The sequence below is a fragment of the Pelagicoccus sp. SDUM812005 genome, assembly GCF_031127875.1.
In the GTDB taxonomy this organism is placed as follows: Bacteria; Verrucomicrobiota; Verrucomicrobiia; order Opitutales; family Opitutaceae; genus Pelagicoccus.
Window position 1 is genome coordinate 26,040 of sequence record NZ_JARXIA010000018.1, and the last position, 20,678, is coordinate 46,717.

A 20,678-nucleotide genomic window follows, 5' to 3' on the forward strand; every position below is an offset into this window, starting at 1 on the left:
GTTGCAATTGCGGGGATTTTGCACAGGTTTGCTGCCATGCTGATTTTTTCCGACGAGCGTTGCCTAGGGTACGAGTCGCCGGGGCACCCGGAGCGGGCGGCCCGGGTGGCGGAGACGGTTGAGCTTTTGCGGTTGCGGCATGCGGATTGGCAGTGGCCCGCTTTCGAGGCCGCGGTGGAGGCTGACTTGCTGCGGGCCCATTCGGTGGCTCATCTGGAGCGATTGCAGGTGGCGGAGCATTTCGACGCCGACACGGCGTTTCACGAGGGGATCTACGGGATCGCGAGCCTGGCTTGCGGGGCCTCGCTGGCGGCTATGGGCGCGGCCTTGGCAGGGCAAAAGGCGTTTTCCTTGATGCGTCCGCCGGGGCATCATGCGGAGCGGGAGCGGGCGATGGGCTTTTGTTACCTGAACCACGCGGCGGTTTGCGCCTTGGCGGCCTTGGCGAAGGGGGTGTCGCGAGTGGCGGTTTGGGATTTCGACGCGCATCACGGCAACGGGACGGAAGCGATCTTGGCGGGAGTGCCGGGAGCCTTGTACGTTTCGGCCCATCAGGTGCCGTGTTATCCGGGCACGGGCACGGTTTCGCGGGGCAATTGCCAAAATTTTCCGGTGCCTCCGGACTGCGATCCGGAGCGGCATCTCGCAATCCTGGAGGAATCGTGGCGGGTGGTGTTGGGATTTGAGCCAGAACTCGTACTTGTATCTGCGGGCTTCGATGCCTATGAACACGACCCTATTACCCAGATGAGTTTGCGCATGAACGATTTCAGGACAATTGGCCAATGGATGGCGGCGACGAAAACGCCGGCCATGGCCTTGCTTGAAGGCGGTTACAGCGAAGATCTGCCGGAGTTGGTGGACGCGTTTCTCGTGGGTTGGAGCGACTGACTATTCCCCTATGGACGAAAACGGATATATCTACGTAGACAAGCAGATCGACTTGGAAAAGCTATGCGACCACCTCGCTGGCGAAACGGAAGTCGCCCTCGATAGCGAGGCGGACAACCTGCACCACTTCGAGACGAAGCTTTGCCTGTTGCAGCTGCGTTTCGACGAGACGATCTACTTGCTCGACGTGACGGCGGATCTCGATCTGGACCGCTTTTGGAAGATCCTTTCCGGGCTGCACCTGATCATGCACGGCAGCGATTTCGACCTGCGCCTGTTCGAGGAGTTTTGCCAGTTCGAGGCCAAGAGCTTGTTCGACTCCATGCTCGCCTCCCAGTTGCTCGGCATCAAGCGCATCGGCTTGGCGGCGCTTTTGGAGGAGAATTTTGGGGTGAAGATTCCCAAGGACAGCCAGAAGAGCGACTGGTCCCAGCGGCCTTTGACGCCGAAGATGCTCAAGTACGCGGCGACCGATGTGCTCTACTTGCACGAGCTGCGCGACAAGCTGATGGCTCGCATCAACGAGCTGGGCCGCGCGTCATGGTTGGAGCAGCGTTGCAACAACCAGATCCGCATCGCCAAGTCCGGCTTTCCGCGCAACGACGAGAATTCGTGGCGCATTTCCCGTTCCGACCGTCTCGACGAGCGCGGCCAGGCGGCGGTCTATGAGCTGTGGCATTGGCGTCAGAACTTGGCCAAGCGCTTGGATCGACCGCCGTTCAAGGTTTTGGGCAACGACTATATCATCGCTTTGGCGGAAGGCGTTTCCGAGGGGAACTGGGAGTTCGTCTTCGAGGGCTTGCCGCAGGGGATCCAGCGTCGAGCTCGCCAAGGGCTCAAGGATGCGCTCAAGGAAGGGGCTTCGCGCGATGTGAACACTCTGCCGCAGCGGCCTCCGCGTTCGGAGCGTCGGGCTCCGCTATCGCAGCAGGAACTGGATCGGCAGGATACGGTGAAGGCTTTTCGCGACAAGCTCTCCAAGGAGCTAGAGATCGACCCCACCTTGATCGCGACTCGTAGCCAAGTGGCCCAGGTCGCCCGCGATCCGGATGACTTGAGCGGATTTTTGCCGTGGCAGCAGGAGTTGCTGGGGCCTTGCCTCGAGGACTTGAAGGCTCAGTAGTTGAATTCCAATGACGATCGCCAACGTCTCCCGCTTTCTCGACGAGAAGGCGCAGTCTCAGCCTGAGTTTGCGGCGTTGATGGTCCCGCGCGGTCGCACGGCGGAAGGGGCGATCGACTACTTGCGGCTGAGTTTCCGGGAGCTGGCGGCGGAGCAAAACGAATGGGCGCGGCGCCTGCGGGCGAAGGGAATCGGCAAGGGATCGCGGGTTTTGCTGATGGTTAAGCCCGGCTTGCCCTTGATCGCGATTTGTTTCGCCCTGTTCAAGATTGGGGCCGTGCCGGTGGTGATCGATCCCGGCATGGGGTTGAAGAGTTTCCTAAACTGCGTGCGTCGGTCCCGGCCTGAGTTTTTGGTAGGCATTTCGTTGGCGGTTTGGGTTTCGCGTGTATTCAGAAAGTCATTTCGCAGCGTACGGGCCAAGGTGAAGGTGGGCGGGCCTCTGGACCGCGTGGCGAAGGGGTTCCAGGAGGAGGCGGCAGAGGCGACGCGGAGCGACGACTTGGCGGCAGTGCTTTTCACCTCGGGCTCGACGGGAGCTCCGAAGGGGGTCTGCTACGAGCATGGCATGTTCGAGGCGCAGGTGGAGGCTATCCGCTCGCAGTACGGGATCCAGCCGGGGGAGGTGGACCTGCCGATGTTGCCGATTTTCGCGCTTTTCAATCCGGCCCTTGGCATGACGACGGTGGTGCCAGAGATCAATCCCAGCAAGCCGGCGACCGTCGATCCCATGAAGATCGTGCAGGCTATCCAGCAATGCGGAGTGACGAATTCCTTTGGCTCGCCAGCGCTTTGGGCGAAGATCGGTGTGTATTGCGATTCCCGTGACATCGCGTTTCCGAGCTTGAAGCGGATCTTGATGGCGGGCGCTCCAGTTCCGCCTACGATGATGCGGCAGTACAAGCGGATTTTGCCCAATGGCCATGTACATTCGCCCTATGGGGCGACGGAGGTCTTGCCGGTTTCGTCGGTGATCGATGACGAAGTGCTGGATGTGGCAGCGGAGCGCTCGGCTCGTGGCGAAGGGACTTGCGTGGGCAAGGTCTTGCCGGGCGTCGAGGTTCGGATCTTGCCGCTCAAGGAGGAGGCGATGGTCGCTGCTGACCTGGAGCAGGCGCTCCCTGTTGGCGAGATTGGAGAAATCGTGGTGACGGGGCCGAGCGTGACGAAGGCGTACGACCAGTTGCCGGAGGCGACGCGGCTTTCGAAGGTTTTGGATGGCGACCGGGTTTGGCACCGTATAGGAGATCTTGGATACATCGATGCGGAAGGCCGCTTGTGGTTTTGCGGCCGCAAGGTGGAGCGGGTAGAAACGGCGGCTGGCGTTTATTATACGGACCGCTGCGAGGGGGTGGTGAACGTGCACGCGAAGATCTTTCGCTCTGCCTTGATTCGCTACGAGCGAAATGGGGTGGTGATGCCGGCTTTGGTTCTGGAGCCTTTCGCGGAAGCGTATCCGAATACCAAGGACGAAGAGGCCCAGCTCATTTCAGAGGTTCGTGCTTTGGCGGCGGCCTGCGAGGTGACGGCTGGGATCGAGCATTTCTTTTTGCACAAAGGCTTTCCGGTGGACGTGCGGCACAATGCGAAGATCCATCGGCTGAGCTTAGCGAAGGAATTTGCGGGACGATAGGGCAGGCGTATACCAGCATGGTGGCCGCCGAGAGGCTCTTAGCCTTTGGTGGGAACCGTGAGGATGGCGGTGGTTCCTTTTCCGTATTCGGATTCCAATACGAGGTCGCCTCCGAGACGTTGGGCGAACTGCTTGCAGAGGGTGAGGCCCAGTCCGCAACCCTGTTCGCCAGCAGTTCCGCTCGTGCTGTAATGGGAGTTGAGGTCGAAAATGTTGTATAGCGCCTTTTCTTTGATGCCCTGCCCGAAGTCTTGCACGCGGATGCTCACGATTTGGTCTGCTGATTCGGCGCTGAGCATGATTTTTCCCGAGAGGGGGGAGAATTTCAGGGCGTTGGAAAGGAGGTTTTGCAGGATAGACTGCAAAAGTCGCGGGTCGGCCCGGATCACGAGCTCGGGTGGACAGGTGGTCAGGATTTGAATCTTTTTTGTTTCGCAGGTGCCGGAGAGCAGGCTTTCGCAGGAGAGCAAGGATTCGCGTAGCAGGAGGTCGCGGGGATCGAAGGAGAAGTTTCCTTGCTCGAACTGGATAAGTTGAAGCAGGTTTTCCGCGGTTTGGGAGGTGACGCGAGCGTTGGTGAGAAGGTGGCGTTTAAATTCGTCTTGTTCCTGCTCGCTGAAGCCGGAGTCGGGGTCGGCCAGCATTTCCGCGAGGGAGAGCACGGAGTTGATGGGGGAGCGCAGGTCGTGGGAAAGGACGGAGAAGAGCTTGTTTTTCGCTTGGTTGAGTTGCTCGAGCTTCTTGTGGGCGAGCCGCAGCTCGAGGTTGGCGCACACTTGTTTGGAGAGGTGGCGCAAGGCTTCGGCTTGTTTGGCTGAGAGCTCGCGGGTCTTGGTATCGATGACGCAAAGGGTGCCGAGGGCATGGTTGTCGTGGGTTACGAGGGGCGAGCCGGCGTAGAAGCGGATGTCGGGCGCTCCGGTTACTAGCGGATTGTCGCGGAAGCGGGGATCCTTGCTGGTGTCGCTCACGACGAGTAGGTTTTCGGGATCGAGAATGGCGTGGGCGCAGAACGCGTAATCGCGGGAGGTTTCGGATGCGTCGAGACCGACCTTGGCCTTGAACCACTGGCGGTCGTCGTCGATCAGGCTAACGAGGGCGATAGGGGTGTCGCAGATGGTGGCGGCAATCTTCGCGATGCTGTCGAACAGTTCTTCCGCCTCGGTATCGAGAATGTTGTATCGTTTAAGGGCGGCGATGCGGTCGGACTCGTCGTCGGGTTTGCTTGCGATTATCATGCGTTCTAGGGGTGGGACGAGTCGGTTGCCTTAGTGGATACTAGGCGGCTAGTTTCGCAAACGGGATGGCGGGATTAGCGCAAGTTTGATAGGTCGGGCTAGGGCTTTGAGGCGTAGGCGGCTTGGGTTTCGGCGACGAGCTGCTGGTCGTCCAGGTCGTCGGGGAGGTTGAGGGAAGGGAGGCGCGGGAGGGTGTTGATGAGGCGGGCGGCCAGTTCGTCGAGCTGCTTGAGCTCGCATTCCCAGACGGTGACGACTTGCCAGCCTCTTTGGATGAGGGCGGCTTCGGTTTCGCGGTCGCGCTCGATGTTGCGGGCGAACTTGGCGTTCCAGTAGGCGGTGTTGCTTTTGGGGGTGGTGGCGGTTTTGCAGCCGGGATGGCGGTGCCAGAAGCAGCCGTGCACGAAGAGGGCGACTTGGCGGGAGGGGAGGACGATGTCGGGCCGGCCGGGCAGGTTCTTGTTTTTGGGACCGTTGACGGTGAAGCGGTAGCCGAGGCGGTGGAGCAGGCTGCGCACGAGCCGTTCGGGCTTGGTGTGCTTGCTGGCCACGCGGGACATGAGCCAGGAGCGTTTTGCCTTTGTGAGTTTGTCCGCCATGTTCGGGTGGTCCAAGAGGGAGGTTCCGAGGCGGGAGTCTGGGAGTTGGGGGCTCGCCTGACAAGCCCGCGCTCCGGGCCGCCGGTTAAAGCCAGCGTACGATGGCGTGGATGGCGGTGAGGTTGCTGAGGATGAGGGCGGACCAGAAGAAGGGCTTGCTGCGGGAGCTCAGGAGGACGTTGAAGGCGATGGTGAGTGGGAGGGCGATACGGCATCCGGCCCAGTACCCGCGCCAGACGGCGTCGCCGAGGGTGAGAAAGAGGCAGCCGTAGAGGATGCCGAGGGCCCAGAGTCGGTTTCGGGGTTGGGGGCGAGCCAGCAGGTAGGCGAATTGGAAGAGCAGGGCTGGGATGGCGAGCAGGCGGAAGAAGTAGCGGTCGGAGAAGCCGTGGGCGGCGAGCTGCTGGAGGGAGTCGAGGAGGCCGCGGTAGAGGCCGGCGAAGGGGAGGCCGATGTTGTCGGAGGAGTTGACGGTGAGGGGAAAGGCGGAGGAGACGTAGAGCATCCAGAGGCCGAGGCTGCCGAGGGCGAGGGCTCCGGCGAGGTTGGCCTGCAGGAGGCGGCGCCGGAGCGGGGCGGGATTTGGGCTTTCACCGGGGGAGAGGAAGGTGGCGGCGTTGACGAGGGAGGTTTCCTTGCTGAGGGCGGCGAGGGTGTTGGTGAGCAGGGCGAGCTTGTTGCGGCGGTTTTCGAGCAAAGCGAGGGTGGCGAGGGCGAGGGTGAGGGCGGGCAGGTCGGCTAGCGAGTAGCGTACGCTTTCGAGGGCGCCCATGGAGAAGAGGCAGGCAGCCCAGCGGGCGGAGTTCTCCCAGCTGCCGGCAGGGAGCCAGCGCAGGAGGAGGAGGCCGCAGGCGACGAGGCAGGCTACGTTGAGCAGGGAGTGGATTTGCAGGACGAGCTTCGGCTGGCCGAAGCCGAGCGCGTAGGCGAGGGCTGGCTGCAGGATGCGGCGGGCCCGGTAGGAGGGGTGGTCGATGGCCGCGGCGAAGGCGGGGTCGGACAGGGTGGGGTCGAGGGCAATCTGGACGTAGAATTGTCCGTCGTAGCCGGTGGAGTTTGGCTTTTCGTAGACGCTTAGCTCCTCGAGGGCGGCGACTTGGGGGCGCTCGTAGTCTTGGCCGAAGCCGGCGAGTTCGCTGAAGCCGTACTCTGCGTCGTACTTGTTGGCGAGGAGGGCGAGAAAGAGGGCGGTCGCTAGGAAATGGGGAAGGTATCGTTTCACTCCTGTCGGGCTGAGGAGGCGAAACTTTTTACAGGAGGGCTCGCTTGGCGAGTCCAAAGGACGGGCAAATGCGGTCGCGACCTCGCGAAGCGGGGTTTTGGAAGGCGCTGGGCTTTTCGCGACGGATGCCGGGTGGCGGGTCAGTTGAGGGAAAATGCGTGTCCCACGAGGCCGCGGGTGCTGTCGCAAATCTCGTCGTCGACCGACATTACCATGCAGCGTTGCATCAAGGAGATGCGCGCTAGCTCCTCGGGGGAGGATTGGATGCTGTCGGCCGCGGCGTTCAACATGGACCACTCGTCTTCGTCTAACTGGATTTCTATTCGTGCTTTCACGTTTTCAGTAATCGGTAGCTGGGTAGGCGAGTTTAGGCATTGGCCCGTTTTCGGTGAGTATTTTACTCTAGGTTCACATGCGAGCGGGGGCCACGGTAGGATCGCGGGGGAGCTTGTTCTCTTAGAGGGGGTGGAGAAATCCTCGGGGGAATCTCTCAACTTTGGGGGCGAGGGGTCGATGTCACACTACGAACAATTTTCGGCCTACTATGATCAACTACCCTTTAAATGTAGAAGAGCTCGTATGCGACCTCGAGGAGATGTCGGTCGCGCCACAGATTTTGCCTCAGTTGCAGGCGATGGTCTCGGACTGCAATACGAACCCAGACGAAATCCGCGAGATGATCCGCCTCGATGCGGCGCTTAGCTCTATGATCTTGAAGACGGCCAACAGCGCTTACTTCAACCCGGGCTACCACATCGACTCCATCGACGACGCGATCATGCAGCTCGGTTTCAACGACGTGTACCAGATCCTTACGATGCTGGCGTTTTCCGACATCATGGCCAAGCCGCTGGAGACTTACGCTCTCGGGCCGGGGCAGTTCTGGCGTCGCTCGGTCGCTTGCGCCTTGGCGATGGAGCGGCTCGCCCGCAAGTACGGGGAAGATCCAGGGGTGGCCTACACGATCGGCCTCCTGCACGGCATCGGCATGATCTTTATAGAGAAGGAGCTTTCCGAGCGCGGCCAGGAGATCGCCTTCCAGAACGCGCTTCCGGAAGACGTAGCGATCGCAGCGGAGGAAATGGAAATCTTTGGCTTGAACCACGCGAAGGTAGGCGCCGCGGTGATGCGTCGCTGGGGCTTCTCCGACGAGATCGTGGTTCCGGTTTTTAACCAATTCGAGCCCTCGGAAGCGGGCAACCACGAGCGCATGGCTTGCTTGATCTCTTTCGCCAAGCGCATGATCGGCACCATCATCGACGATGGGCTGGGCGGCGTGGCGATGCCGGGGCCGGATCCCTTGCTGATCGCCTTGCTGCACTTGAGCAAGGAGGAGTATCAGAAGGTAGTACTGGCCCTGCGCGAAAATTTCATGAAGGCCCAAGGTCTGGTCGGCGACGTAACGCCCGGCAAGCAAGGGGTGAAGAAAGCGGTGGAGAACAAGCTTGGCTACGGCAATCGCCGCATCGGCAGCTAGCGGTTTCTTGGCCGGCAGCATCCCGCAATTGTGTACTAAAATCCCAACAGCAAATTAGGAAAATAGAGAAATGAGCGACTCAGAACTTATCGACTGGGAACAGTTGGAAATGATCTTTGGCGAAGAGGAAGACGAATTCGACGAGGACATGGCGGAGCTCTTCCACGAGTTCGTGGAAGACGGAAACGGCCAGTTCGGCAAGATCGACGCGGCGGAATTCAGCTCGGACCGGGCGGTCATCGCCAAGGAGTCGCACAAGCTCAAGGGCTCGGCCAGCAACTTTGGGTTTACCCGCGTGGCGAACCTGCTCGCTCACATCGAGGACGACATCGAGACGCTTACCTTCGAGGATTTCACGCAGAGCCTGCAAGCGGCCCGCGCCGACTTCGAGAAGAGCATCGAGACGGTGATGGCTCGCTACCCCGGATTGACCGCGGGCGCGAACTGATCGCCTCGATCTTGGAAGGTTAATCAATTTTTGGAACGGCGAACCGCTTTTCGGGCGGTACGCCGTTTTTTTGCGTGGGCGGGGCGAGGCGTCGCTCCGGCTTGACCCGAAGGTGCGGGAACCGCGAGGGCAGGGAGCTGGACAAAGGGGAGCGGTATCTCTCTTGTTTTTCCTTATGTTTCGGTTTCTAGGCTTGTTGTTGCTGTGGGTCCTCGCGTGCTGCGGGGCGTTGCGGGCGGAGCCGGGCTTGTTTTTGGAGGTGGAGCGATGGCGCATCGAGCGGATCATGGAGATGGGCTACTCCATGGACCCGGGGACGGAAGCGGAGATCGAGGCCTTGGCGGCAGTCTTTCCGGAGTCGCCGGTGCCGGGCGTGCTGGAAGCGGGCTATTTGTATTGGATGCAGAACTACCAGGCTTGGGACGAGGAGCTGAAGACGGAGTTCGAGCAGCGCTCGGAGGAGGCTCTGGAGCGGGCCAAGGAATATTTGAAGGAACGGCCGGAGGATCCGGATGCTCGTTTCGCGGTGGCGATGGTAGAGCTGATGCAAGTGATCTACTACGTGGACCATCATCGTTGGTGGCCGGCGTTTTGGAAGTCGCGCTCCAGCTTGAAGACGATGCGTAAGCTGTTGGCGGAGTATCCGGATTACCACGACGCGAAGCTGCCGTTAGGGATGCAGCACTGCTACTTGTCGCGTACGCCGGCTTACTTGAAGCCGCTGGCGTTCCTAATGCGGTTCAAGGGGGATTGGGAAACGGGCCTGCTTTACATGAAGGAAGCGGGCGAAGGAGGGCTCTTCTGCAAGGTGGACGCGGGGTACTATTTGGCAGCGATTCGCATGGAGTTGGAGGGCGATGCCCAAGCTTCGCGGGACGAGATGGCGAAGCTGGCGGAGCGTTTTCCGGGAAACCTGAAGTTTGCGGCGATGTTGGCGGAGCTGGAGCGGGGGCTGGGCAAGCAGGCGGTGGCGAAGGCCGGAGCCTTGGCGGTGTTGGCTGACGAGCGGGCCGCGGCCTTCGCGGGGATCCGGGGGCGGACCTTGGTGACCTTGCTTTGGAGTTCCTTGGGGGACGGGGATTTCGAGCAGGCCTTGGAAGCGGCGGAAGCGCTGCGGCTTTTGGCGGCGGAGCACGAGGGGTTCGACTACGACTTGGCATGGGTGGACTTCGTGGAGGCGGAGGCGCTTTGGGGACTCGGGAAACGGGACGCGGCCCGCGAAGGGTGGGAGCGGGTGGAAGGCGGTTCGCATGAGGCCGCTGCAGCAGCGGCGCGAAAGCGGCTTTCGCAAGAGGCGGAGCAATAGTTTTCGGTTGAAACCGAGGGGGCTCTGGGCTCTATCCGTTTTGCATGGCGAACAAGAAAAACGGGAAATGGGTGGTTGCAGCGGTGTTGGGCAGCGTCTTGCTGGCGAGCGGAATCGCCTTCGCGGTGCAGCAGATGATCAACGCCAACCAAGGCAAGCCGCCGCGTTCGCTTCCTTACCAGCCGGAGCCGGTCGAGCAGAAGGGCTGATCGAGCCAAGCCGGAGGCGGCTCCGGGAAGATTCGAGGGAGCTGGGCGCCGGATGGGTCTAGGATTGACCTGAATCCCAAGGGCTCTATGGCGTTTGGGTTCTTTTCCACCATGAATCGCGTATACATCAAGACCTACGGCTGCCAGATGAACGAACGGGACAGCGAGCAAGTCGCTTCGGACCTTCGTAATCGCGGGTACAGCATCGTTGATACTGAACATGATGCAGATGTCGTGCTGCTCAACACTTGCAGCGTGCGTGATCAGGCGGAGCAGAAGGCCATCGGCAAGGCCGGCTACCTGAAAAAGAAGAAGAAGGAGAACCCGAACTTCGTGCTCGGAGTGATGGGCTGCATGGCCCAGAACCACGGCTCGACCTTGGTGGACCGTCTCCCGGACCTCGATTTGGTGGTGGGAACCCAGAAGTTTCACCGCGTGCCGGACCATTTGGACAACTTGATCCAGAGCTTGAACGGGCAGGGCCCGCGTCCCAGCTCCATCGTGGATCTCGACGCGGAGGAAGGTTCGCAGAACACCATTCGCGACCACATCGGCAAGGAGGGGCAGGTCAGCGCCTTCGTTTCCATCATGCAGGGCTGCAACATGAACTGCGCCTTTTGCATCGTGCCCAAGACCCGCGGGCGCGAGCGGGCCCGTCCCATCGAGGAGATCGTGGACGAGGTGACGCGGCTGGCGGAGAGCGGCGTGAAGGAAGTGACTTTGCTCGGCCAGATCGTGACCAGCTACGGTCGGCGTGAGTTTCCAGTGGTGGGCGGCAAGTCGCCGTTCGTGCAGCTGCTGGAGCGGATTCAGGACGTGAAGGGGATCGAGCGGATCCGTTTTACATCGCCTCACCCCCGCGGCTTCAAGCAGGACTTGGTGGAGGCGTATCGCGACCTGTCCAAGCTGTGCGAGTACATCCACCTGCCGCTGCAGTCAGGTTGCGACAAGACCTTGCGGGCGATGAACCGTCCCTACACCAAGGACCGCTACCGCGAGATCGTCGACTCGTTGCGCAAGGTGGTGCCGAGCATGTATTTCTCGACCGATATCATCGTAGGCTTTCCTGGGGAAACGGAGGAGGACTTCAACGAGACAGCTGCCTTCTTCGACGAGATCGCCTACGACATGGCCTATATTTTCAAGTACAGCATCCGCACCGGGACGCCGGCCGAAACCATGCCGGACCAGATTCCGCAGGAGGAGAAGGAGCGCCGCAACCAGGTCTTGCTCGACCTCTTGCACAAGCATTCGCTCGCCCGCAACGAAGGATTGGTTGGCACCACGGAGCAGGTGCTGGTGGAGGGGCCCGCCAAGAAGGGCGACAAGTACGTGGGCCACACGCGCGGTTGGCGCAACGCGATTTTCGACGCGAATCCGCGTCTCGTGGGGCAGCTGGTGGATCTCAAGATCAACCGGGCTACTGCGAGCACTGTCTACGGCGACTTGGTGCTTGCCGGGGTGGACGCCTAAACCTTTTCTCATCTCACCGTGCAACTCAGCCTCACCCAATCGTCCCTCTTTTTCGGGCTCATCCTGCTCGCCGCCGGCGCCAGCTTGTTGCTCAAGTATAGCTCCGCTTCCGCGGTGGCTCGCCACTTTCCCCGTTCGGAGCAGGCAGGCAAGGTCCTGATGATCCTGGCTATGGCTTGGACGGGCTGGAAGGTTTGGCATTTGGGCTCCATGGACTATGGGGACTACAAGCAGTATATCTTGATCGGCTTCGGGGTGCTGGGCGCCTTGAGCTTCAAGTACGCGGCAGACTTCCTGTCGGTGCGAGCCAGCACGATCCTGTATTTGTTTTTTGCGGACATGTTGGTGGACAGCGCGTGGATGCGCTACGAGGAGCCGCTGCGTCTGCTGATGGTCGTGCCGGTTTATATCGGTATCGCCTTTTCGCTCTACCTCGCGTACGCGCCCTATCGTCTGCGGGACTTTTTCAATTGGGCCTTCGCTCAGGAATCGCGCGGCAAGACGCTCGCGATGGTTGCCGCGATCTATGGATTGTTGCTCTCGGCGGTCGCGTTCACCTTCTAGGAACATGATTGCTCCGAAGGAAGACGTTTCCCTTTTGTTGGTGCTCGCCGGTCCGGCCGGCAGCGGAAAAACCACTCTCTGCGAGCGCATGGTGGAGGAGCTGGAGAATGTGGAGCGCGTGGTCACGTGCACGACTCGCCAGCCCCGCGAAGGCGAACAGGATGGCGTGGACTACCACTTCCTGGACAATGGCCAGTTCGATCGGGCGATCGAGACCGGCGCCTTTTTGGAGTGGGCGAAGGTTCACACGAATCGCTATGGCGTACTGAAGAAGTCGATACAGGAAAAGCTCGACCAGCACATCGATATCGTGATGAACGTCGACGTGCAAGGGGTGGCGAACATCAAGGCCGCAGCGGAGCAGGACGAGTTGCTCTCGAAGCGTTTGGTGACGGTCTTTATCTTGCCTCCGGACTTGGAGGTCGTGCGCGAGCGTTTGCGCGGTCGCGGCAAGGACGACGAGGCGGAGATCGAGCGCCGCGTGCAAACGGCGAAGGGCGAGGTTAAGCTCTGGCCGGAGTTCGACTATGTGATCACGACCAAGACCAAGGACGAGGACTACGGCTCCTTGCTCAATATTTGGCGGGCCGAAAAGCTGCGCTCGATGCGCCTCGGCTAGGGAGGGAGAAATTGTGCACCAGCACAAAGGGGCGCGATAAAAACCGTGTCCTGGTAGGGCGGACTGGCCCAGTCCGCCGCGGAGAAATGATCTTGCAACGCTGCTGTCTGGGCCAGACAGCCCTACCCTAGCGAATACAGGACACAGTTTTAATCGTTCCCACGAGTCGGTTGTTTCAACACTTCGCGGATCCTAGTTCCTCGCTGAAGATCTTTTCGGTGATCTTCCAGAACTTCCCTTGTTTGCGGCCGATGACGAAGGCGGGCATGCGGAGCTGGGGCTGCATTTGCACGATTTCGTCTACGGAGCTTATATTGAGTTTTAGTTCGGGGCGTTTCAGGTGCGACCTGAGGAAGTTGATATTGAACTTTTTGAGGCTCGTTTGGTTGTTGAGGTAATGGATCTCGGCGAGGAAGCGGGCATCGTAGTCGTAGTATTTGACTTGTAGATACGGGTTGCCGTTCTTGTCGAAGCGTTCTTGCATTTCGATAGAGTCTGGCTTGAGCACGTGAGCGTCCTTGGAAAGCTTTGCTTGCTTGAGCTTTGTGTCCGGATCGATGAGCACGTTTCCGCAGCTGCTGCATTCGCGAGCGGTAATGTCGTTCTGGGCTGAGCATTGTTCGCAGACCTTGAAGCGAAAGCGAAATCCGCAAGGAATGAATTGGTAGGTATCCGGATTTTGCTTACCGCCGCGGCACTTGCGGCCGAAGTGTTCGATTATGTTTCCGTCGTCGTCGACGATGCCCCAGAAGTCGTTTATGAATCCGCATTCGGGGCAGGGAACCTGGACCGCCACGGATTCGGCGGCGGGTTTCTTCTCCCCGATCTCCGGGCTGAAGATGCTGTGCCCCATGCCGGTGTAGTCTAGGACCAGGCAATCCTTTTTGTCTGTATCCAGACGAAGGCCGCGTCCGATGATTTGTTGGTAGAGGCTGATGGATTCGGTGGGGCGCAGGATGGCAATGACGTCGACGTGAGCCGCGTCGAATCCGGTGGTGAGGACCGATACGTTGACTAGGTACTTGAATTCTTTTCGCTTGAAGGACTCGATGATGAGGTCGCGCTCGCTGTCTTCGGTTTCGCCGATTACGAGTCGGGCTTGGCCGGCGGGAAGGCATTCCACGATCTCCTGGGCGTGCTTGACGGTGGAGCTGAAGATCATGACGCCTTGGCGGTGGTAGCTTTCCGTTATATCGACGATGTTTTTGATGATGAGCGGAGTGAGTCGGCGCTGTTGCTGCAGGACTTCCTCCAGTTGGGCCATGGTGTAGTTTTGGCCGCCTTCGGTGAGCTCGGAGAAGTCGTAGGAGGTGACGGGAATGTCGACCTTGACCGGAGGCGTCAGGTAGCGGTTGCGGATCATGTACTCCAGCGGGAGCTCGTAGATGCAGTGCTTGAAGAAGCGCAGCTCGGTGGTCTTCACCTCGCCGCGGAGGGCTATGTTGTAGATCCAGCCCAGTCCAAGTCGGTAGGGCGTGGCGGTGAGGCCTAGGATGCAGATGCGGCTGTTGTTGAGCTTGAGCTGCTTGATGACTTTCGCGTATTGGCTGTCCGGCTCGAGGCCGACGCGATGGCATTCGTCGATGACGAGCAGGGTGAAGTCTTTGAAGAAGGCGTCGTCCGCGTTGGCGACGGATTGGATGCTGCCGAAGATTACCTTCCGATCGCTGTCCTTTTGGTTCAGGCCTGCGGAGTAGATGCCTGCCTGCAGGCCGTAGCTTTCGTACTTGAGGTGGTTTTGCTCTACGAGTTCCTTGACGTGGGCCAGGACGAGCACGCGACCTTTGGCGATCTTGGCCAGCTCGGCGATGACGAGGCTCTTGCCCGCTCCGGTGGGTAGGACGATGACCGCTGGGGTTCGCTTCCTCCTGAAGTGGTTAAGGGTGCTGTCGACAGCTTGCTGCTGGTACGTCCGGAGCTTGTACATAGGACGGGCAAGCTATTTGAAGCGCCGAGCGAAGTATAGGAAATTTGCGAGCTTCTATGCGCCGAGCTTTTGGCTCGCGTCTGTATCCACGAAACAAGCGCAGGACTGCCGGCGGGCAGGCCTATAGTGGAAAGGTGAGCTTGATGGTGGTGCCTTGCTCGGAGGGGTCGCTGGCTGCGGAGGCTTCGGTGGAGCTGATGCTGATGGCTCCGCCGCTTTTCTCGACGTAGCGTTTGACGAGGGGCATGCCGAAGCCGGTGCCGGCCTCGTCGCCGGTTCCCTTGCGGGAGGTTTTGGCTGCGTCCTTGAAAACGTTTTGCAGGATCTCCGGAGGCATGCCGATGCCGTAGTCGCGGACTTCGATGTGGCAGTACTCTTCGCTTTCGTCCTTGCGGGCGGTGATTTCGATGGCGCTGCCTTCGTGGGAGAACTTGATGGCGTTGGTGAGCAGGTTGTTGAGGATGTTGTGCACGAGCACGACGCGCTTGATCTCGACCTGGAGGCTTTCGTCGGCGTCGATTTTTAGAGTGAGCTTTTTCTTGGCGAGTCGTTCGCTAAGGGTGCTGCGGGCTTCTTCGAAGGCTTCGGCGAGCACGACGGTCTCGCTCTTGAATTGCTTGTTGGTTTTGACGAGGCTGTGCTCCTCGCGGACGTGGGTGACGATGTCGAGGGCGCTTTGGCAGCACTTGAGCACGCTTTTGAGGGTAGGTTCCTCGACGGGTTTGCCGAGGCTGAGCTTGAGGTCGAGCAGGCTGTGGGCGGCGAAGATGGGGTTTACCAAGTCGTGGCAGAGGACGCGTAGCAGGGCTTTTTGCTCTGCGATCTGGGCGACGTTTTCCACGCGAAGGCGGTGCATTTGGATGTGTATCCGAACTCTGGTGACGAGTTCCTCTGGGTAGAAGGGTTTGAGGAGGAAGTCGACGCCGCCGGCTTTGAGGGCGGCGACCCTTTTGGTCGGGTCTTTCTTGGCGGATAGGAAGAAGACGGGGATGTTTTTGGAGGCGGGATCCTTCTTGAGCGTTTCGCAGGCGGAAATGCCAAGGTCGTCTTCGGCGTTGTCTTCGAGGAGGATGAGGTCGGGCCTCGCTTGCGGAACCTTGCGGAGCAGCAGGTTCAGGTCGGGGAACAGCTCGACGGAGCAAGGCAGGTTTTGCTCCAAGCTATATTTCGCAATGTTTCGCGTGGATGCGCTGTCATCCAGTATGAAAATATTGAATACGCCTTTCTTTGGATTCGCTTCGCTCATTTTAGCAGTCTTTCAAGCTGGCGTAGACTTCTTCCACGTGGGCTGCTATTTCGTTTACCTCCTTGAGGAGCTGGGCGGCGGGCAGCCTGAGCTTCTTTTGGACGGGGTGGGTGTCCGGCCGGCAAAGCGCTCTGAGGCGCGGCGGGTCGATGAGGTGGTTGGCGAGGGCGCGAGCGTAGTCTAGCAGGGAGACGAGCAAGTCGCTGTTGGCGGACGCGGAAGCGTTTTGGTTTTCCACTCGCTTGCAGAGTTCGGGTGGGAACTCCCAGAGGCGGAGCAGGAGGGCGCCGGCTTTTTGGTTGGTGAAGCCGATCATCATCATTTCCCATTCCTTTTCGGGGATGAAGCGGTCCCAGAATACCTCGACTTGGCGGGTGTAGAGGATCTCGTTGATGACGACGCGTCCGATGCTGTGCAGGAGGCCGAAGAGGTAGGCTTCGTCGCTGTTGAGCCCGAGGGCCTTGGCTTGGCGTTCGAGGAAGACGGCGGTGAAGTAGCTGTAGCGCCAATAGCTGTCGGCGGTGATCCCGTAGGATTCGAGGTCCCGCATGAAGACTTGCTTGGAGAGGGCCATGCCGACGAGCTTGAGGGCTTGGTTGTAGCCCACTTTTTGCAAGGCGGTGGCGATGCTGTCGCTCTTTTCGGTGAAGCCGTAGAGGGGGCTGTTGCTGATCTGCACGATGGTGCCGGAGATGGCGCCGTCCGACTGGATGAGGCGTTCCGGCTCGGAGATGTCTGTATTCAGATCCTTGAGCACGGCGTCGAGCTTGGAGAGCACGGCCATGTTGCCATGCAGGTCCCCGATGCTTTTGACGGTCTCTTCGAAGTCGTGATCGTTTGTGGTGCTGCCCATTTTGTCGCTAGCTTATGGTAACGGCGGTATCTGGTGGGATCCGAAGCTGCTTGTGGAGATTTTATGTTTCGATGGCTGCGGCTGGTGGCCTTCAGTTGTGGGAGGGGGATAGGCCGATGGGCGGCTTGGGCAAGGGGTGTTGCGGCGCTTTCTCGAGTCGGGTGATTTTCAGGCAGTCGGTGGCCGCTCCGAGATAGCGTTCGATGGCGAAGGGGTGTGGGCCGGTGGCGAAGAGAGCGGTTAAGGTTTTTTCGATATGGAGGGCGGTGTGGAAGGAGGCGTTGAATTCGATGTAGTAGGACTGGGCCGAGTCTTGGCGGAAGCTTTGCAGGGTGACGCTTTGCTTGGAGGAGCGGTCGAGGAAGCTCGCCAGCAGGGCTTGCAGGTACTGGAGCGTTTCGGCGTTGGCCTGGGGTGCGGGAGTCTGTTCTTCGTGCTGCACGAAACGGGATATGAGGGCGTGGCCGAGCTCGATGAGGGCTCGGTCCTGTTGGCTGAGTTCGGTTTCGTTTGTCTGCTTCATGTACATGTAAGAGTTGGAAGGGTGAGGGCGGCAGCGCTGTCGCGGCGTATCGAGGGATTCCGAGTCCAAGGAACGACGCTTGGGGCGGCGGTCAATTAGGGGAGGCAAGTTTCGTCTATATTTTAAAGTTGGCGTGCTCGGGGGCGAGGTAGGGTCGCGAAAGGGAGGGGAGCGTTTTTCGGAAGTGGCGGTTTGCTCGCTAAAATTTTGTAAAACCATTCGTTGTGGAATTGCTGGTCGGGGTTGCGGTGTTGTATTAGCTTCGCTCTCGCCTAAGATTCGGTTTTTCCCCGGGCTCTTGTTGCTTGCCCTCTTAATGTCTTTTTTCTGCTACCTTGTTTAAGTCAGTGATGCCTGCCTGCTTTGCGGTCCTGCCGCTCATGTTTGTCGCCTTGTGCACTGCGCAGGGGGCGTCGAGCGATGGGGTGGACGAGCATGAGATGTTTCCGACGCTGGCTTTGAAGGTGCTGAAGTATGTGGAGTGGAATGGAGAGGCGAAGGTGGAGCTGGGGCAGAAAATTCGGGTGGGGGTCTACGATCGGACGCGGGGCCAGGCTTATTTGAAGGTGTTCGCCTCGCTCTGCGAAAAGTATCCGCAGGCCTACGAGCTGGTGGATTTGACGGAAGCGGAGGTATCGGATTTTAATTTCGACATGGTGTACATCGCGGGGAAGTTGAAACTGCCCTTGGATTTGCTGGATTCGCTCGCGGGCAAGCCGGTCTTGATCGTGGGCGAGCACGCCAAGATTTTGGAGAAGGGCGGGATTATCCGCTTGCAGGTTTCTTCCCTGAGGAAGCCTGAGTACGGTATCAATCTGAAGCAGGCGAAGTCTTTGGGAATCAAGATCGAGTCTAGGCTATCGAGGGGAGCGGTGGAGTTGATTCGCTAATGCAGGGGCGCTTTTCAGGAACGTTGGCAGGGGTCGGTCGTCGTATCAGCGACTATCCGCTCAATCGTAAGATCGCTTTGATCTTGGGGCTGTCGGTGGTGGGCTTGGTGCTGGTCACGGTCTTGCTGCTGGCGGTTTTCGATTGGGCGTTTTCGCGGCGGGCGATCACGGCGCAGTACGAGTCCTTGGCCGCGGTTATGGCTTTGGACGCGACGCCGCATCTCGACTTCGAGGACGAAGCGGGGGCGGAGAAGATGTTGAGGGCCTTCTTCAAGAACGAAGGCCTGATCTATGGGGCGGTCTATGACCGGTACAACCTGAAGCTGGCGAGCCACGGCGTCCTCCCGGAGGGCTTCGAACCGCGTTTTTCGTCCGAGAGTTACGTGAAGCTTTCCTACTGGAAGAGCAGGATCGAAGCGCTCGAGCCGGTGGGCTCCCTGGAGACGGGAGAGCAGTTTGGGGTCGGCAGCGAGGAGGGGGAGCTGGGGGCGGATCCGGGTGGCTACATTTATCTGGTGGGCGACTTGGGACCGATTTACCAGGCGTTCGTTGTCAAGTCCTTGCTGTTTGTGCTCTTGCTCGGGGTCGGTGGGGTGTTCGTCATTTGGATCGCCTCGCGTATGAGTCGTTTGATCACGGTTCCGATCCTGGAGTTGGCGGAAACGGCCCACAGGATTTCTTTGGATCGAGACTTCTCGCATCGCCAGACGAAGGTGTTCGACGACGAAACGGGTGTGCTGGTGGACGCCTTCAACGAGATGATGGAGCAGATCGAGGAGCGCGGCGCCATCATCCAGTCCAAGGACGAGCGCTTTCGTGAGTATTTCGAGTTGGGGGTCGCGGGGATGGCGATCCTGGGAGGCGACGGCAGGTTCGTGGAGGCGAACAAGCGTTTGGGCGAGCTTTTGGAGACGGACGAGAAGGCGTTGCTGTCGACGAAGTTCGACGATTGGGTGGTGGCTTCGCCGGAGGACGGGGAGGAAGGTCCTTTCGGTTTGGTGCGCAAGCGTTGCCAGCCCGGTTTCAGCGAGGAGCGCTGGTTGACGGGCAAGGGCGGAAGGCGGATCTACGCGATCATTTCGGTGCGGCGTTTGGCGAAGGTTTTGGGCGAGAGCGACTCGCTCTACTTGACGTTGGTCCAGGACATTTCCGACCGAAAGCGGGCGGAGGAGGAGTTGCTGGCTTCCAAGCAAGCTGCGGAGGAGGCGAACCGATCCAAGGACGAGTTTCTATCGGTGATGAGCCATGAGTTGCGTACGCCGCTCAATCCGATCATCGGATTCGTGGACCTTCTGATGTATTCGGACCAGAGCGAGGAGCAGATGGGGATGCTGCGCTCGATTCGCCGCTCCAGCGAGCACTTGCTTACCTTGATCACGGATATCCTTGAGTTTACGCGGGCTCAAGGGGGACGTCTGGAGTCCGCTCCGGAAGCGTTCGATTTGCCGGATCTATGCCGCAACGCTCTGGATATTACGGAGCGAAGCGGGGTGGCAAACGGAGTGAGCGTGGGCCTGAGGACGCTCGACGACGATTGCGTGCCGGAAGGAGTCCGCCTCTATTCCGATGCGGGAAAGATCAGGCAGGTCGTCATCAATTTGCTCTCGAACGCGGTCAAGTACAACAAGGACGGCGGCAAGGTTTGGCTGGATGCGGAAGTAGTCGAGCTGAGCGAGGGCAAGGTGGAGGTGCGTATTCGCGTGGAAGATACCGGGGTGGGGATCAGCCCGGAGAAGCAGGAATTCATCTTCGAGCCCTTCACCCAGCTCGACATGTCCTTGCAGCGCAAGCACGAGGGAGTCGGCTTGGGCTTGTCCATCTGCCGGCGCATCGCCGAGTGCCTCGGCGGGTCGATTTCGGTAGCGAGCCGAGTGGGCGAGGGCTCTGTCTTTTCGCTGTCGGTTCCCGTTTCCTACGTCCACGACGAACGCGCGGAACCCGCTCCGGCGGAGCAGGAGCTGAAGCTGGTGCCGGGCGAGTTTTCTCTGAACCGCGTCCTGCTGGTGGAGGATGACTTCGAGAATATGAGGGTGGTGGAGGCGAAGCTTCGCAAGCTGGGGGTGGATTTCGAGTGGGCCCGCAATGGGCTCGACGCGACAGAGAAGATTCGCGACAGCCACTATGACTTGGTGCTGATGGATATCCGCATGCCCATGATGGACGGTCTGGAGGCGACGCGGGTGATTCGCAGCTCGGAAGCGGGGAAGTCGGATCGGGTTCCGATCGTGGCGATGACGGCCCATGCTACGGAGCAGATGCAGGACGAGTGCGCTCGGGTGGGGATGGATGGCTACCTGTCCAAGCCGATCCAGTTCGAGCAGCTCGAGAGCTTTCTCAAGCGCTACCTTGCCAGCTAGGCATTTCCGCGGCCGCGGTTGATTTTGGCAATCAGGGGCATTTTCGGGGCGTTTCTCGAGGGTGGGCCGCCGTGCATTGG

At 59.9% G+C, this 20,678-nt stretch carries 20 protein-coding genes; 12 read left to right on the forward strand and 8 right to left on the reverse strand.

Annotated features, from left to right (window positions below; all coding sequences use genetic code 11):
- Positions 1–36 precede the first annotated feature (36 nt).
- From QEH57_RS18795 to QEH57_RS18805, 3 genes are read left to right on the forward strand one after another with little or no spacing between them, the layout of a single operon-like run.
- Positions 37–891, forward strand: coding sequence for a hypothetical protein (locus QEH57_RS18795; protein ID WP_309008321.1), 855 nt, complete (start codon positions 37–39; stop codon positions 889–891).
- A gap of 10 nt (positions 892–901) precedes the next feature.
- The gene (locus QEH57_RS18800; RefSeq protein WP_309008322.1) at positions 902–2,014 is read left to right on the forward strand and encodes an HRDC domain-containing protein; all 1,113 of its coding nucleotides are present in this window, start codon (positions 902–904) and stop codon (positions 2,012–2,014) included.
- A 10-nt stretch (positions 2,015–2,024) separates the two neighbouring features.
- The gene (locus tag QEH57_RS18805) at positions 2,025–3,647 is read left to right on the forward strand and encodes a fatty acid CoA ligase family protein (RefSeq protein WP_309008323.1); all 1,623 of its coding nucleotides are present in this window, start codon (positions 2,025–2,027) and stop codon (positions 3,645–3,647) included.
- Positions 3,648–3,685: 38 nt separating this feature from the next.
- On the opposite strand, the gene QEH57_RS18810 is transcribed toward QEH57_RS18805, so the two are convergent.
- The 4 genes from QEH57_RS18810 to QEH57_RS18825 all read right to left on the reverse strand — a co-directional run bounded on the left by QEH57_RS18810 (position 3,686) and on the right by QEH57_RS18825 (position 7,041).
- The gene (locus QEH57_RS18810) at positions 3,686–4,885 is read right to left on the reverse strand and encodes a GAF domain-containing sensor histidine kinase (RefSeq protein ID WP_309008324.1); all 1,200 of its coding nucleotides are present in this window, start codon (positions 4,883–4,885) and stop codon (positions 3,686–3,688) included.
- 98 nt (positions 4,886–4,983) lie between these two features.
- Complete coding sequence (gene vsr / locus QEH57_RS18815) at positions 4,984–5,484, reverse strand: DNA mismatch endonuclease Vsr (protein WP_309008325.1); 501 nt, start codon at positions 5,482–5,484, stop codon at positions 4,984–4,986.
- A gap of 85 nt (positions 5,485–5,569) precedes the next feature.
- On the reverse strand, positions 5,570–6,706 hold the full coding sequence (locus QEH57_RS18820) for a hypothetical protein (protein WP_309008326.1): 1,137 nt from the start codon (positions 6,704–6,706) through the stop codon (positions 5,570–5,572).
- 140 nt (positions 6,707–6,846) lie between these two features.
- Positions 6,847–7,041, reverse strand: a complete 195-nt coding sequence (locus tag QEH57_RS18825; RefSeq protein WP_309008327.1) for a hypothetical protein — start codon at positions 7,039–7,041, stop codon at positions 6,847–6,849.
- A 209-nt stretch (positions 7,042–7,250) separates the two neighbouring features.
- On the opposite strand from QEH57_RS18825, the gene QEH57_RS18830 reads away from it, so the two are divergent.
- The 7 genes from QEH57_RS18830 (at position 7,251) to gmk (ending at position 12,802) form a co-directional block, all read left to right on the forward strand.
- Positions 7,251–8,183 (forward strand): HDOD domain-containing protein, encoded by a 933-nt coding sequence (locus tag QEH57_RS18830; RefSeq protein ID WP_309008328.1) that lies wholly within the window; start codon positions 7,251–7,253, stop codon positions 8,181–8,183.
- Positions 8,184–8,253: 70 nt separating this feature from the next.
- Entirely contained in the window at positions 8,254–8,631 is a 378-nt protein-coding gene (locus QEH57_RS18835; RefSeq protein ID WP_309008329.1) for an Hpt domain-containing protein, read from the forward strand.
- A 175-nt stretch (positions 8,632–8,806) separates the two neighbouring features.
- Positions 8,807–9,937 carry a hypothetical protein gene (locus tag QEH57_RS18840; protein WP_309008330.1) on the forward strand — a complete coding sequence of 377 codons (1,131 nt, stop codon included), beginning with the start codon at positions 8,807–8,809 and terminating at the stop codon, positions 9,935–9,937.
- A 44-nt stretch (positions 9,938–9,981) separates the two neighbouring features.
- Positions 9,982–10,146, forward strand: coding sequence for a hypothetical protein (locus QEH57_RS18845; protein WP_309008331.1), 165 nt, complete (start codon positions 9,982–9,984; stop codon positions 10,144–10,146).
- Positions 10,147–10,257: 111 nt separating this feature from the next.
- On the forward strand, positions 10,258–11,619 hold the full coding sequence (gene miaB / locus QEH57_RS18850) for a tRNA (N6-isopentenyl adenosine(37)-C2)-methylthiotransferase MiaB (RefSeq protein ID WP_309008332.1): 1,362 nt from the start codon (positions 10,258–10,260) through the stop codon (positions 11,617–11,619).
- Positions 11,620–11,637: 18 nt separating this feature from the next.
- The gene (locus QEH57_RS18855) at positions 11,638–12,183 is read left to right on the forward strand and encodes a hypothetical protein (RefSeq protein WP_309008333.1); all 546 of its coding nucleotides are present in this window, start codon (positions 11,638–11,640) and stop codon (positions 12,181–12,183) included.
- Between the two features lie 4 nt (positions 12,184–12,187).
- Positions 12,188–12,802 (forward strand): guanylate kinase, encoded by a 615-nt coding sequence (gmk, locus tag QEH57_RS18860; RefSeq protein ID WP_309008334.1) that lies wholly within the window; start codon positions 12,188–12,190, stop codon positions 12,800–12,802.
- Positions 12,803–12,977: 175 nt separating this feature from the next.
- On the opposite strand, the gene QEH57_RS18865 is transcribed toward gmk, so the two are convergent.
- The 4 genes from QEH57_RS18865 to QEH57_RS18880 all read right to left on the reverse strand — a co-directional run bounded on the left by QEH57_RS18865 (position 12,978) and on the right by QEH57_RS18880 (position 17,459).
- Positions 12,978–14,729, reverse strand: a complete 1,752-nt coding sequence (locus QEH57_RS18865; protein ID WP_309008335.1) for a DEAD/DEAH box helicase — start codon at positions 14,727–14,729, stop codon at positions 12,978–12,980.
- A gap of 121 nt (positions 14,730–14,850) precedes the next feature.
- Positions 14,851–15,975, reverse strand: coding sequence for an ATP-binding protein (locus QEH57_RS18870; protein WP_309008336.1), 1,125 nt, complete (start codon positions 15,973–15,975; stop codon positions 14,851–14,853).
- A 1-nt stretch (position 15,976) separates the two neighbouring features.
- Positions 15,977–16,828 (reverse strand): HDOD domain-containing protein, encoded by an 852-nt coding sequence (locus QEH57_RS18875; RefSeq protein WP_309008337.1) that lies wholly within the window; start codon positions 16,826–16,828, stop codon positions 15,977–15,979.
- 91 nt (positions 16,829–16,919) lie between these two features.
- Positions 16,920–17,459 (reverse strand): hypothetical protein, encoded by a 540-nt coding sequence (locus QEH57_RS18880; RefSeq protein WP_309008338.1) that lies wholly within the window; start codon positions 17,457–17,459, stop codon positions 16,920–16,922.
- Positions 17,460–17,701: 242 nt separating this feature from the next.
- Here QEH57_RS18880 and QEH57_RS18885 point away from each other — a divergent pair, with 242 nt between their 5' ends.
- Together QEH57_RS18885 and QEH57_RS18890 are read left to right on the forward strand one after the other, a co-directional pair.
- Entirely contained in the window at positions 17,702–18,241 is a 540-nt protein-coding gene (locus QEH57_RS18885; RefSeq protein ID WP_309008339.1) for a YfiR family protein, read from the forward strand.
- Between the two features lie 23 nt (positions 18,242–18,264).
- Positions 18,265–20,598, forward strand: coding sequence for an ATP-binding protein (locus QEH57_RS18890; protein WP_309008340.1), 2,334 nt, complete (start codon positions 18,265–18,267; stop codon positions 20,596–20,598).
- Positions 20,599–20,678: the final 80 nt, after the last annotated feature.

Excerpts from the sequence above, each read along its gene's own strand:
- QEH57_RS18835 (WP_309008329.1), top strand. The coding sequence starts at position 8,254 with ATGAGCGACTCAGAACTTATCGACTGGGAACAGTTGGAAATGATCTTT.
- vsr (WP_309008325.1), bottom strand. The coding sequence starts at position 5,484 with ATGGCGGACAAACTCACAAAGGCAAAACGCTCCTGGCTCATGTCCCGC.
- QEH57_RS18870 (WP_309008336.1), bottom strand. The coding sequence starts at position 15,975 with ATGAGCGAAGCGAATCCAAAGAAAGGCGTATTCAATATTTTCATACTG.
- QEH57_RS18830 (WP_309008328.1), top strand. The coding sequence starts at position 7,251 with ATGATCAACTACCCTTTAAATGTAGAAGAGCTCGTATGCGACCTCGAG.
- QEH57_RS18865 (WP_309008335.1), bottom strand. The coding sequence starts at position 14,729 with ATGTACAAGCTCCGGACGTACCAGCAGCAAGCTGTCGACAGCACCCTT.
- QEH57_RS18795 (WP_309008321.1), top strand. The coding sequence starts at position 37 with ATGCTGATTTTTTCCGACGAGCGTTGCCTAGGGTACGAGTCGCCGGGG.
- QEH57_RS18875 (WP_309008337.1), bottom strand. The coding sequence starts at position 16,828 with ATGGGCAGCACCACAAACGATCACGACTTCGAAGAGACCGTCAAAAGC.
- QEH57_RS18800 (WP_309008322.1), top strand. The coding sequence starts at position 902 with ATGGACGAAAACGGATATATCTACGTAGACAAGCAGATCGACTTGGAA.
- QEH57_RS18840 (WP_309008330.1), top strand. The coding sequence starts at position 8,807 with ATGTTTCGGTTTCTAGGCTTGTTGTTGCTGTGGGTCCTCGCGTGCTGC.
- QEH57_RS18810 (WP_309008324.1), bottom strand. The coding sequence starts at position 4,885 with ATGATAATCGCAAGCAAACCCGACGACGAGTCCGACCGCATCGCCGCC.
- QEH57_RS18805 (WP_309008323.1), top strand. The coding sequence starts at position 2,025 with ATGACGATCGCCAACGTCTCCCGCTTTCTCGACGAGAAGGCGCAGTCT.
- miaB (WP_309008332.1), top strand. The coding sequence starts at position 10,258 with ATGAATCGCGTATACATCAAGACCTACGGCTGCCAGATGAACGAACGG.
- gmk (WP_309008334.1), top strand. The coding sequence starts at position 12,188 with ATGATTGCTCCGAAGGAAGACGTTTCCCTTTTGTTGGTGCTCGCCGGT.
- QEH57_RS18885 (WP_309008339.1), top strand. The coding sequence starts at position 17,702 with ATGCCTGCCTGCTTTGCGGTCCTGCCGCTCATGTTTGTCGCCTTGTGC.
- QEH57_RS18845 (WP_309008331.1), top strand. The coding sequence starts at position 9,982 with ATGGCGAACAAGAAAAACGGGAAATGGGTGGTTGCAGCGGTGTTGGGC.